This is a genomic window from Psychrobacter sp. W2-37-MNA-CIBAN-0211, assembly GCF_040309405.1.
GTDB lineage: Bacteria > Pseudomonadota > Gammaproteobacteria > Pseudomonadales > Moraxellaceae > Psychrobacter > Psychrobacter glaciei.
In genome coordinates this window covers 613,707-626,981 of sequence record NZ_JBEOOU010000001.1, presented here as the reverse complement: position 1 = coordinate 626,981, position 13,275 = coordinate 613,707, and the positions used below count along the sequence as shown (strand labels likewise).

General features: G+C 43.7%; 10 protein-coding genes. 4 read left to right on the top strand and 6 right to left on the bottom strand.

What is annotated here, in order from left to right; translation table 11 throughout:
- Positions 1-72 precede the first annotated feature (72 nt).
- A complete protein-coding gene (gene ppsA / locus AAEY72_RS02605; protein WP_189581369.1) occupies positions 73-2,457 on the bottom strand; it encodes a phosphoenolpyruvate synthase in 2,385 nt (794 codons plus the stop codon).
- 564 nt (positions 2,458-3,021) lie between these two features.
- On the opposite strand from ppsA, the gene ppsR reads away from it, so the two are divergent.
- From ppsR to sthA, 3 genes are all read left to right on the top strand, one after another.
- A complete protein-coding gene (ppsR, locus tag AAEY72_RS02600; protein ID WP_227669839.1) occupies positions 3,022-3,918 on the top strand; it encodes a posphoenolpyruvate synthetase regulatory kinase/phosphorylase PpsR in 897 nt (298 codons plus the stop codon).
- Positions 3,919-4,035: 117 nt separating this feature from the next.
- The gene (locus AAEY72_RS02595; RefSeq protein ID WP_010198794.1) at positions 4,036-4,443 is read left to right on the top strand and encodes a DUF4377 domain-containing protein; all 408 of its coding nucleotides are present in this window, start codon (positions 4,036-4,038) and stop codon (positions 4,441-4,443) included.
- 78 nt (positions 4,444-4,521) lie between these two features.
- Positions 4,522-6,165, top strand: coding sequence for a Si-specific NAD(P)(+) transhydrogenase (sthA, locus tag AAEY72_RS02590; RefSeq protein ID WP_227669838.1), 1,644 nt, complete (start codon positions 4,522-4,524; stop codon positions 6,163-6,165).
- Between the two features lie 199 nt (positions 6,166-6,364).
- On the opposite strand, the gene AAEY72_RS02585 is transcribed toward sthA, so the two are convergent.
- Together AAEY72_RS02585 and AAEY72_RS02580 are read right to left on the bottom strand one after the other, a co-directional pair.
- Positions 6,365-7,573, bottom strand: coding sequence for a transglycosylase SLT domain-containing protein (locus AAEY72_RS02585; protein ID WP_189581371.1), 1,209 nt, complete (start codon positions 7,571-7,573; stop codon positions 6,365-6,367).
- Positions 7,574-8,583: 1,010 nt separating this feature from the next.
- A complete protein-coding gene (locus AAEY72_RS02580; RefSeq protein WP_352309337.1) occupies positions 8,584-9,405 on the bottom strand; it encodes a Nif3-like dinuclear metal center hexameric protein in 822 nt (273 codons plus the stop codon).
- A 335-nt stretch (positions 9,406-9,740) separates the two neighbouring features.
- Between AAEY72_RS02580 and AAEY72_RS02575 the strand changes: the two genes are divergently transcribed.
- Positions 9,741-11,081, top strand: coding sequence for a S1C family serine protease (locus AAEY72_RS02575; RefSeq protein ID WP_352309336.1), 1,341 nt, complete (start codon positions 9,741-9,743; stop codon positions 11,079-11,081).
- Positions 11,082-11,201: 120 nt separating this feature from the next.
- On the opposite strand, the gene yfaE is transcribed toward AAEY72_RS02575, so the two are convergent.
- The 3 genes from yfaE to AAEY72_RS02560 form a co-directional block, all read right to left on the bottom strand.
- Positions 11,202-11,468, bottom strand: coding sequence for a class I ribonucleotide reductase maintenance protein YfaE (gene yfaE, locus AAEY72_RS02570; RefSeq protein WP_010198781.1), 267 nt, complete (start codon positions 11,466-11,468; stop codon positions 11,202-11,204).
- A gap of 197 nt (positions 11,469-11,665) precedes the next feature.
- On the bottom strand, positions 11,666-12,799 hold the full coding sequence (gene nrdB, locus AAEY72_RS02565) for a class Ia ribonucleoside-diphosphate reductase subunit beta (protein ID WP_352309335.1): 1,134 nt from the start codon (positions 12,797-12,799) through the stop codon (positions 11,666-11,668).
- A 72-nt stretch (positions 12,800-12,871) separates the two neighbouring features.
- Positions 12,872-13,255: a hypothetical protein gene (locus AAEY72_RS02560; RefSeq protein ID WP_352309334.1), complete on the bottom strand. Its 384-nt coding sequence runs from the start codon at positions 13,253-13,255 to the stop codon at positions 12,872-12,874.
- Between the last annotated feature and the right edge of the window lie 20 nt (positions 13,256-13,275).

The following is a 13,275-nucleotide window of genomic DNA, read 5'->3' as shown; positions in this document are numbered from 1 at the left end:
ATTTTTCAAATAGACCCTAATGGTTGTATCTTCAATGACTGTGTGAATTACCGCTGTGACTTAAATTACGGCTTACTTTGCTTCTTCACCAGCTAAGAAGAACCAAGTATCTAGTACTGAATCAGGGTTCAATGACACTGAGCTGATACCTTGCTCCATGAGCCAGAACGCAAGATCTGGATGGTCTGATGGACCTTGACCACAGATACCGACATACTTACCCGCTTTGCGGCAAGCATCAATCGCCATAGACAGTAACTTCTTAACAGCAGGGTCACGCTCATCAAATAGATGCGAGACGATACCTGAGTCACGGTCAAGACCAAGCGTTAGCTGAGTCAAATCGTTAGAGCCGATAGAGAAGCCATCGAAGTGTTCTAAGAACTCTTCTGCTAATAACGCGTTGGTTGGTAGCTCACACATCATAATGATGCGTAGGCCGTTCTCACCACGTTTTAGACCGTTTTTCTCGAGTAACTCAATAACTTGGGCGGCTTCGTCAACGGTACGGACGAATGGAATCATAATTTCGACGTTGGTCAGACCCATCTCATCACGTACGCGCTTTAGGGCTTTACACTCAAGCTCAAAGCAATCACGGAAGTTATCAGAGACATAACGACTGGCACCACGGAAGCCCAACATTGGGTTTTCTTCTGACGGCTCGTATAACTTACCACCAAGCAAGTTAGCGTATTCGTTTGATTTAAAATCTGACATACGAACGATAACTGGCTGATCCATAAAGGCAACCGCTAGTGTTGAGATGCCTTCGACCAATTTATCAACATAAAAGTCAACAGGTGAAGCATAACCAGCGATACGCTCTTGGATTGCTTGTGATATCTCACGTGGCAAGCTGTTCATGTTTAGCAAAGCTTTTGGATGCACACCGATCATACGGTTGATGATGAATTCAAGACGCGCAAGACCAATACCTTCGTTCGGCATTTGGGTGAAAGAGAAGGCGCGATCTGGATTACCAACGTTCATCATAATCTTGAAGGCAAGATCTGGCATAGATTCAACAGAGTTGGTCTGTATTTCAAAGTCAATTTGGCTTTCATAAATGAAACCAGTATCACCCTCGGCACAAGAAACAGTGACATCTTGACCATCAACCAACAGCTCAGTGGCATTACCACAACCGACGATAGCCGGTACGCCAAGCTCACGGGCGATAATAGCTGCATGACAGGTACGACCACCACGGTTAGTGATGATGGCAGAGGCACGCTTCATGACTGGTTCCCAATCTGGATCGGTCATGTCTGATACGAGGACGTCGCCGTCTTGTACTTTGTCCATCTCGTTTAGGTTGCTAACGATACGTACTTTACCCGCACCAATGCGTTGACCAATTGAGCGGCCTTCGCACAAGATTTTTGCATCAGTTGTATTGATGATATAACGTTCCATGACATTGCTGTCTTGGCGGCTTTTTACGGTTTCTGGACGGGCTTGAACGATAAAGATTTCATTGGTATCGCCGTCTTTTGCCCATTCGATATCCATCGCTTGACCGTAATGCTTTTCAATGGTCATCGCTTGCTTGGCAAGTGAGGTCAGCTCTTCGGTAGATAGCGAGAACTGCATGCGATCTTGTTTTTCAACATCAACGGTTTTAACAGACTTAGTCGTGCTGCCTTCATCACCGTAGATCATTTTCTTATGCTTGCTGCCTAGGTTACGGCGAATAACCGAAGGCTTGCCATTGGCTAGCAACTGCTTAGAGATATAGAATTCATCTGGGTTAACCGCACCCTGTACGACCATTTCACCTAGGCCATAGCTTGAGGTGATAAAGACCACTTGATCAAAACCACTCTCTGTATCTAGCGTGAACATCACACCAGCAGCACCCGTCTCTGAGCGTACCATGCGCTGTACAGCAGCAGACAATGCAACGCCTTCGTGCTCAAAACCTTTGTGTACACGATAAGAGATTGCGCGGTCGTTATAAAGAGACGCAAATACTTCTTTAATGGCAATCAGAACGTTATCAATACCGCGAATGTTTAGGAAAGTCTCTTGCTGACCGGCAAATGAGGCATCTGGCAAATCTTCGGCAGTCGCAGAAGAACGGACAGCAACCGCGATGTCATCACCGCCACTCATGGTTTCAAATGACTGACGCACTTCTTGCTCTAGATCGCTTGGCAGCTCTTGCTCAATAATCCACGTACGAATTTTTTTACCCGTTTCTGCAAGTTTTTTTACATCATTAACATCTAATGTTTTTAGCTCGCTGTTGATTTTGTCAAGCAAGCCAGTTTCGTTCAAAAAACGGTTAAATGCATTTGAAGTGGTGGCAAATCCGCCTGGAACACTAACACCCAAATCAGACAAATGGCTGATCATTTCACCTAATGAGGCGTTCTTACCGCCGACCATCTCAATGTCGTCTTTTCCTAGCTGATCAAGATTGATTACAAGTGCTGTAGATTGCGCTGCCATGATAACTCCAGAAAATAAGGTTATTTAGTAAAGATTATAACGGTCAATTATACCCCTATATTTGGATAATTTCGAGACCTAGAACCAAAAAATTCGTCAAAAAGATACAAATTGTCGGGTTTGCTACATAATTTACGTCAGCTGCCTGACGGTTTTACTTTTAAGGCCGAGCCAAAATGTCAACGCTACCAAAATAACAGGGTGCCATAATTGTCATCAAAACCCCTAAAAATGAGTAAAATATATCCAAAAGTACTCTTAGAATTTTACTACTATATATAGAACATAATATTGGGACTTATATTGGGGACTTATTATGGGTACTTGTATAGTCAATAAAAGGAAATTGTGCAGGACAATATCGAAAGAAAGAGTGAGGTGTTTGTCGTCGCTTGCCGACAACATTGATTTCTATTGAGCTTCTATTATGCGTATAATGAAAAGTGAAACGCCCTGCGCGAATAATTGAATCAATCATTAAAATATGATGACTGATCAAAAGACAGTCAAAAAAATAAGCCAGTCACAGGCCAATATTAGGGTTTCAACCGAGGTATCAAAGTTATGTACTCAAGCAATCTATCTGAACAAAATAAGCCGACGATACAAAATCATGATGCGTTGAACTTAGACAATTCGCAAACCATAAGAAGTGCATTTTTTATCTCTGATGGTACGGCTATTACGGCTGAGACTCTTGGACGTGCTATTTTAAGTCAGTTTGCTTCCGTTCCTTTTGAGACGCGCGTACTGCCTTATGTCGATAGTTTAGAGCGCGCCGAAGACGCTGTTGAGCAAATTAACATGGCTTATCAACGCGATGGTGTGTTGCCTTTGGTATTCGATACCATTGTTAACTCTGAAATTCGCGAAAAAATCAACTCAGCGACCAGCTGTAACTTAGATATGTACGAGGGTTTGATTGGTCGTGTTGCCGAAGAGACTGGGGTGGAGCCAGACGGACACTCAGGTCATGCACACGATGATGTCGATTCCGAAACCTACAAGGAACGTATCGACGCGGTTCATTTTGCCTTGGACAATGACGATGGCGCACGCACACGTCATTATGACGCGGCCGATATTATTCTGGTTGGAGTCTCACGCTCGGGCAAAACCCCAACGTCATTATATCTAGCCTTACAATTCGGTATCCGTGCGGCCAACTATCCTTTGACCGAAGATGATTTGTACGACAATCAATTACCAAAAGCGTTGCGTGAGCACAAAGACAAATTGTTTGGCTTGCTCATTGATACCGATCGCTTGGTCAAAATTCGTCAAGAACGCCGTGCAGGCAGTCGTTATTCAAGCTATCAGCAGTGTCAGCAAGAGCAGCGGGCGATACAAGGTATTTATATCACTCATGGTATTCCTAGCTTAGACGTCTCAGAGATGTCGGTTGAAGAAATTGCCACACGTATCTTGCAGATGACGGGTCTTAAACGCCGTATTGGTTAATGCTGGCGGCTAATAAGACGCTAGTGTTGACAAAAATAATTTGTACCATTTTGTATAAAACAGTCTCATTTAAAATAATTTCACTTAAAACAATGCCTTTACCATATAGAGAATATTATGAGTTCATCTTATAAGTCTAGAAAGACACCATTATTACTTACTAGCCTGTTATTAAGCGCGGCGACTTTGCTTAGTGCTTGTCAAACCTCGCCATTTGCACGTGAGCCAGTACCTGAGCCCCGTTATGTTCCAACGATTGTGTTGGGTGAAGCGCAAACGCTTACTGTCATGCCAAATCGTGTGGCGTGCGCTTCAGCGTTACCGATGCAGTGCTTGTTGGCCAAATCGAGCAAAGATGGCAGCGTGTTTCAGATTCCTTATGATTGGATCGATGATTTTAAACCGAGCCTTGGCACCGAGTATATAATTAGTGCACGTCCACAAATAGATGAAGGCAAACAAAGCTTGACAGGGCATTGGACATTGCAAAACATACTATCACAACGTATGGTGGGCACTCCTTAGCAGCATGACCCTGAAGCATCTTTGCATTGATTCATTCATAGCCTAAAGACAGACAAACAAAGAAATAAAGAGGACACAATGGGAAGCAAAAATACTAGCGATGCTACCAATGACACTGGTGAAGACATTCATACCGAAGTATCTAATAAAAAAAGCGGCGCCGCGCCAAATCCTGAACATACGGAAGACAAAAATAAAAAAGAAAAAATCGAACAAACACATGAGCAAGTCACCGATGACATCATGCACCACCCTGACTTGGTCAATCCGCTAGACGATACCCGTATTGATGTAAAGTCAGGATTTACTAGAGACTCTGAGCGTATCAAGGGCGACAAGCATCAGTTTGAATATGATGCGGTGGTGTTGGGCGCGGGTCCCGCTGGTGAAGCGGCCGCCATGAAGCTTGCTAAATCAGGCAAGAAAGTCGTGGTTATCGATCCGCGTGAGCAAGTCGGGGGCAACTCTACTCATGTCGGCACGATTCCGAGTAAAGCGTTACGCCAATCGGTATTTAACTTGATTAACTTTCGCCGTGATCCAATGTTTACCAAGGCGATGGAGTATCACCAAGTACCACTAAACAAGGTGCTTGCGAACGCTCGTAAAGTGATACGCAATCAAGTTAGCACCCATACTCGCTTTTATGAGCGCAATCAGATTGAAGTGATTCATGGCTGGGCAAGCTTTACCGATGCGCATACCATTCGTGTTGAGCTTGATGAAAATGTCTTTGAAACCGTTACCTTTAACAAAGCCATCATCACTGTTGGTAGCCGCCCTTATCGTCCTGAGATTTTAGATTTCAATCATCCGCGCGTTTTTGATTCGGATAAAATCCTGCAAATGGATTATGTGGTCAAAAAAATCATCATTTATGGTGCTGGGGTGATTGGCTGCGAGTACGCCTCTATCTTTACCGGTCTGGGCTATAAAGTCGACTTGATCAACAATCAGGGTAAGCTGCTCAGCTACTTAGATAGTGAAATCAGTGATGCGCTAGCGCATGATTTTAGACAATTTGGCGTCCTTATCCGCAATAACGAAGAGATTGATCATCTTGAGACTCACGATGACTGTGTGATTTTGCACTTAAAGAGTGGTAAAAAAATCAAGTCTGATGCGATTCTTTGGTCTAATGGTCGCTCAGGTAATACGGAAGGCTTAAACTTGGAGGCTATCGGCTTAGAGGCCAATAGTCGTGGTCAACTGAAAGTGGATGATACCTACCGTACTGATATCGAAAATATCTATGCAGCTGGTGATGTAATTGGCTGGCCATCTCTGGCTTCTGCTGCTTATGACCAAGGTCGCTGTGCGGCAGCCTTTATGGTTGGTGATAGCGACGCAGAGCCAGTATCGAGTGTTCCTACTGGTATTTATACCATTCCAGAAATCTCCAGTATCGGTAAGACCGAGCAGGAGCTAACGGATGAGCAAGTACCTTATGAAGTGGGACAAGCCTTCTTTAAGCATCTCGCTCGCGCCCAGATCATCGGTGAGCGTACAGGCGTATTAAAGATATTATTCCACCGTGAGACCCTTGAGATATTGGGGATTCATTGCTACGGTAACCATGCCTCAGAGATCATCCATATTGGACAAGCGGTCATGAAGTGTAACAATACGCTTGAGTACTTCGTAAATACGACCTTTAATTATCCAACGATGGCAGAAGCCTATCGCGTCGCGGCGCTAAATGGTCTTAACCGCGTATTTTAAACGGTTGTAAAGATTGAAATAACAATAAAAAAAGCGCCTAACGATATCGTTAGGCGCTTTTTTTATTGTGTATTCCATCCTAAAATAAATTCACCAAAAAGGTTTTTTTAACTCTATCTTAGAACGAGACTCACACAATAAGGCTGACAAAACGAGACTAAAAAACAATCACTTAAAAAATCACTCAGAAAACAATCACTTAAACAGTCTGAGTTTTAATAGTCTCAAGATAGCTTCTGATGTTGCTAACGTAGTGCATCGCTTGCCCATAACGGCTGTTGGACGCTCTGTTTTCAGCAAGGTAAGCATAGATATTTGCCCAGCTTTTGTCATCAATACCTTGAGCTCTCAGTTTACGTTGAATGCTTTTTACCGCATTCGGCCCCATATTATAGCCAGCAAGGGCAAACCAAATACGGTCAGTTTTGGGTACATCGGCAAAGTCTGACTTCATTTGCTCTAAGTAACGTGCGCCACCACCAATGCTTTGATAAGGGTCGACGCGATCTGAGACGCCCATGGCTTTTGCTGTATTGTTGGTCAGCATCATTAGCCCGCGTACACCTGTTGGCGATACCGCATTGGCGTCCAAATGTGACTCTTGATAACCCATGGCCACCAGCAATTCCCAGTCGTGATTGTAGTTGCGCGCTTGCTCTTCAAACGAAGATTGATAATCAGGCAATTTTTCCGTAAGCGTTCTTTGGAAGTGATCCTGACTATAAGCATCTTTTAGCAAGTTCTGATTATAAAAGGCCGCTAGCTTCTGGGTGTTTTCAAGCTTGATACTGTCGCACAAGAAGTAACTGGCTTTTTGCGATAGCGGATCATTGGCTGAATTGAAAGTCCAGCTGACCTTGGGATGTAGACCATTTTTGGTCAAGCTGGCATCATAACCGCAGCTGACATTGACAGAAGACAAATTTAGCTGGCTTTTGAGTTGGGTGCTGGCTGTCGTCAACGCCATGTCAGCATTACCTGATTTCACCGCTCTGAGAGCAGCTTTTTCACTGGCATAGGCTTTTAGATTGACGTCTACGCCTAGCTCATCAGCATAGGTACGTACCAGATCGTAACCGAAGCCGTGCTGAAAACCGTCCGTCGCAAAATAAGTGCTATCTCCAGGGACAGCGGCGATGGTTAAGGTATTCTCCAGCATGACATGATCATAAGTTGGCACTTGTGAATCCATGGTAGTAAAACTCTCAGCTGGTAAAGAGAGCAGGGCAATACTAGAAACTTGTGCCAGTTTTTTGGTTCTGGCAAAACGACTTGAAGTAACAGGGTTAACGGATGTAACGAGGTTACTTTTAGTGTTCAGTAGGCGTTTAGATGGACGCAGTAAATATGAAATACGGCGTTTGGCCCCTTGCGCAGATACTTTTACACGATAAGTAATACGCTGCATGGATGTCTCCTAGTTTTAGCCATCCTTCTTACCGCAAAAACACGTACAAATATATGACCATAATATTTACATATATCGATATCATATCTTAAATAAAGTCGCACCTTTTAATAGGAAAAATGCCACTCTATCTTGTTTGACTATAGCGCCACTAGCGTACTCTTTCTCTAAGAGTTAGTGGGGTAGTTTGTCGTCAGCCAGCTATCGGTGCGTTATCAAAGCGTTCTAAAATAATGTTTTTATATTAATTTTAAAAACTGGACGCACAACGACGCGAAGGATATAAATCAGATGATTCCTTCATCGATAACTAAATATGGCTAGTGGCCAAACAACTATATGTCAAACACAGGTAAGGTCATGATTAAGTCATTGAGACAAAGACATCGTGCAAAATCTTGATGTAATCATTTGCTAATTAAGCAAATACATTCATCTGTTTTTACGATGCTAACTTTAATAGCTGGTTATGCCTTGACTCACTAGTAATAGGATAGCTGGCTGTTAAAGTTTTTTGTCCAGCAATAAGGGTAAGTAAAATAATCAAGCTTGATAGTTTGTGTCGCTTTTTATCAAACAGGTGATTCAATACCATCATCGCGACACTAAAAGTAAAAAAATACCATGTTGCTAAAATATATAGTGCAAACATAGTATTTCAATAGATAGCAGTTTAAAGGCTTATCACTTGTAGCATGATAAAGTCTTAAATGACTACCAGCATTATTTTAGTGCCATAACCGGAAGCTGTAATAAATGGGAAGTTTCATGACAAAACGTTCTTTCTTCAAGTACTAATATGCGGTTATATAGTGGATTATTCAAGTTAAGTTAAGAAAAGAGCGATAAAACTTAACAATTGGACTATAGACGGTAAGAAATGCCCTCATTATTGCTACATTGGTCAAAACTTGGTTAACCTACTCATATTATGGGCTTTCTTACACTATATGTTTCAGTTACTACTGAGGTGGCTTTATGATGACTAAGTTTAATAACTAATTTAATGGTTAGGCTGGGTTATCGATGTCGATAAAAGTCACGGGCAAACCAAATTTCTGGGCAACTATCTCACCTAGCGCTTGAATGCCGCCACGTTCGGTTGCGTGATGACCACAGGCAAAGTAATCAATACCAAGCTCGCGCGCGATATGCGTGGTACGTTCTGATATCTCACCAGAGATAAACGCATCGCAGCCCATCGTGGCAGCTTGCTCAATCATATCTTGCGCGCCGCCCGTACAAATACCGACACGTTTGATAAGCCTTTTATTCTCTGCCTCTTTACTAGAATTATACTCGGCGGCGATATGTAGCGGTGTACGCCATAATGCTTGCTTAATCTTTGCTATTAGGTCATCGGCACTTTGCGGTGTACAAGTAGCGATATTGCCAACAGGATGTGACTCAGCAGGATAGAGCGCACCAGTGATCGTCATATCCAACATGTCAGCGAGTTTTGCGTTGTTGCCAGTGACAGGATGCGCATCAAGGGGCAAATGATAGCCAATCATAGAGATACCGTGCTGCATCAATTTGCGAACGCGTCGACCTTTCATACCAGTCAGTGGGGCAGGCTCATCTTTCCAAAAATAACCATGATGTACCATGATGGCATCGGCATTGTCAGCGATGGCAGCGTCAATCAAGGCCTCACAAGCTGTTACACCGGTTACGATACGCTGGATCGGACGTCCACCATCGACTTGTAGGCCATTTGGCGCATAGTCTTTAAACACACTAGCGGATAAGTAGTCGTCACAGAACTGTGTCAATGTCTGGACGCTGATGTTTTGATTATTCGATTCAGCTGTCGTATGATTTGCAGTCATTATGTTTTCCTATCGTCAATGAAATATGTGCAGTAAAGTGCAGTCGATCAAGTGAGCAAAAATTATGAGTTATTTGTAAGGGCTGTTTTTTAGTTTAATCCTTTATCAGAGTTATTTTAGCATGCTGGTGTAAGCAAACAGATAAGCTGGATAACTGAAATGGTACACGATACGTTACTATTTAATAGTATTGCGGTTATAATTTATACATGTGAGTCTGCCTAGCTGATGGAGCAATTGATCACACGATTAATGGGTCAATAGCAGCCCAGTAGTTACCATTGGCTCACTTCGTTTTTCACTGTCTGTGTGCATTAAATTTATAGAGGTTTTATATGTCGTCATCCCGGAACACCAATAACAAGGCGTCTTTATTAAAATGGTTACCTTGGGTCTTATTGCTGCTAGTTTTGGCAGCGTTTATCTGGTTGTTCACGAGTATGAAGTCGACGTCGGAGGCCACGTGGGAGCCACCAAGAACCCCGCCTGCGGAGCAGCAAGCGTCAGAACCAGTTGCAGATACGCCAGCGCCTATTTCTTCTTATCATAATGCGGTTGCCCGTGCCTCGCAATCCGTGGTCAATATCTATACCACCCAGACGATGGCAGAGCATCCGTATATGGATGACCCTATACTGCGTCGGTTCTTTGAAGATCATAGTGGGCCTTCCCAAGATCAAGGGTCAACCAACTTAGGTTCAGGCGTGATCGTATCAGAAGATGGTTATATCGTGACCAATGCTCATGTGATCGAAAAGGCAGATGAGATTACAGTCGCATTTAACGATGGTCGTAAGAGCCGTGCCAGAGTCATCGGTACCGACCCTGATAGCGATTTGGCAGTGATCAAGGTCGATATGACAGGATTGACCCCACTTGGCTTCCGCGAAGATCCTATTCGCGTGGGTGATTTGGCACTGGCGATTGGTAACCCATTTGGTGTCGGTCAGACCGTGACCCAAGGCATTATCTCAGCGACTGGACGTACGGGGTTGGGTGTCAATAAGTTCGAAGATTTCATTCAAACCGATGCCGCGATTAACCCAGGTAATTCAGGTGGTGCGCTGGTCGATGCTCGCGGCGAGTTGGTCGGTATCAATACGGTTATATTCTCACGCTCTGGTGGCTCGATGGGCATTGGTTTTGCCATTCCAACAGCGCTGGTTGAGCAAGTAATGAATGCCTTGATTAAAGACGGCAAGGTCAGTCGCGGCTGGCTAGGTATCGAGATCCAATCGCAGCTACGTGATCCAACGCAGCTTGAGACCTCAACAGGCGTAGAAGTGCTAAACGTCATCGATCAAAGTCCAGCGGCGAAGAGTGGTCTACGTGTCGGCGATATCGTCCTAACAATCGATGGTGTGGAAATGACCGATGCCAATACTTTGATCCAGTACGTTGCTCGCAAAGCGCCAGATACTGAGCTTGATGCACAGATACTACGCCAAGGTAAAAATGCACAAGTAAAAATAATGCTAGAAGAGCGCCCAGCACAAGAGCCTGTCGAACGTCCTGTCGTCCTACAAGAGGGAAGCATAGGCGGAATGGAAGAGGGCGAGATGCCCGAGCGAAGCATTCAGAACGATGAAGAAGCGCCCATGATGTCAAAGGCTGAGCGTGATCGTATGCGTGAAGAGCTGATGAAACTGTTTGAACAAGACACCGCAGCACAGTAATCTGTCATAACCATGTGCTGATTCATAATGTGTTTATGAGACAGCACATTCATTTAATTTATAGCATAAAAAAGCGCGCTATCTACATAAGATAGCGCGCTTTTTTATGTTTGTTTTGCTCTATTTCTCAATCGGGTCATGATTGATATAGATGACGCCTTGCACACGGCAGCAGCAGGGCAGGATTTCATCTTCGTCAATCATGGCGAGTGGTTCGAATGGATAGTCAATGACGTGTGAGCTGGCGATACGTTTTATCCGGCAGCTGCCACAGTAGCCTTCCTTACATTGATAATTGACGTCATGTCCAGTGCGCAGCAGTCCATCGAGCAGACTTTCATCATCATGCAAGTAAAATTGCTTCTTACTGGTCATTACCCAAGTCATAGTTTTATCCTATCTTTTTATAATATGGTCAATCCTAAATAAAATAAGTACAATTATTATAACGTGCTACTGGGATAAATTTTACTTGCTTGCTGTGCCTACGCAGACAGAGGCTGCGCAAAACTTATCCCAGCAGCACTACACTTATTCTATGATGAATCGACTATATTAAAAGCTCAATCTTGAAAAACTATCTTCTACAACTCAAAGTCATCAAAATCACTGTCTGATAAGTCAGAGTCAATCTGACCGACCAAGTACGAGCTGATTTCTGTCTCTTGCGGCGCAACTTGCACATTGTCAGACGACAACCATGTATTGATCCATGGAATAGGGTTTGATTTAGAGTTCGGGAATACTGATGGTAAGCCAACGGCTTCCATACGCAAGTTGGTGATGAATTCGATATATTGGCAAAGAATGTCTTTATTCAGACCAATCATTGAGCCATCTTTGAACAGATAGCCTGCCCATTCTTTTTCTTGCTCGGCAGCTTTGCGGAAGATCTCGATGCTTTCTTCATAACACTCTGCGGCAATCTCGACCATCTCAGGATCGTCACGACCATTGCGCATGAGGTTAAGCATATGCTGCGTACCCGTCAAATGCAGCGCTTCATCACGAGCAATGAGCTTGATGATTTTGGCATTACCTTCCATGAGCTTACGCTCAGCAAAGGCAAACGAGCAGGCAAATGAGACATAAAAGCGAATGGCTTCTAAGACGTTGACCGCGACGATACACAGATACATCTGCTTTTTCAGTGATCTCAAGTCGACAGTCACTTCCTCGCCATTAACGTTGTGCGTACCAGCACCGTACAAGCTATATAGCTGCGAGTTGCGGTACAGCTCATCATAGTATTGGGCAATATCAGAAGCACGCTCTAAGATGTGCTCGTTTTGCATAATGTCATCAAATATGATGTTTGGATCATTGACGATATTACGAATGATATGGGTGTAGCTGCGTGAGTGAATGGTCTCAGAGAATGACCATGTCTCGATCCACGTCTCTAGCTCAGGAATTGAAACTAACGGTAGTAGCACTACGTTTGGGCTACGACCTTGGATAGAGTCGAGTAGGGTCTGGTATTTGAGGTTACTTAAAAAGATATGCTGCTCATGCGATGACAGGTTGCCAAAGTCCATACGGTCTTTTGAAACATCAACTTCTTCTGGACGCCAAAAGAACGACAGTTGCTTTTCAATCAATTGCTCAAAGATTGGGTGCTTTTGTTGATCGTAACGCGCCACGTTGACCGGATTACCAAAAAACATCGGCTCTTTTAGCGCATTGTTTGGCGTTTGGGAAAAAATCGAATAAGTCATGGGACTGCCTTTATCATTGATAGGGTTGTTAAGTTATAGGGTTTTGACTAGATTTGGTTTGATTGGATTATATTACAAGTGCTCTAAAGATATCTGTTCTGGCGTCTGTCCGTCATTCATATACGCTTTAAACATCTCACTCAGCTCCACATCATCCAAACCTTCCAATTCATCGATCGCACTCTTACGCAGCGCACTCAAGCCATCATCATCTGATAGTTGCTGTATTTCTTTCTGTACGTCTTTTTTGGTCGCTCTCTTTACTGGTTTTTTCGGTACTTTTGTGGCGACTTTCTTTAATGCTTCTGGTTTTGCTACTGTGCCTTCGCCTAATTGCTCACGGACGTCTGCGATGTCGACTTCTACTTGTACGATATGCGAGCCACCATCGTTTAGGTCTGAAAATACGTTTGGGATAAACAAACCACCGTCTTTGATGATTGCGGTATATTGCACATGACCTCCGTCGTTTTTAT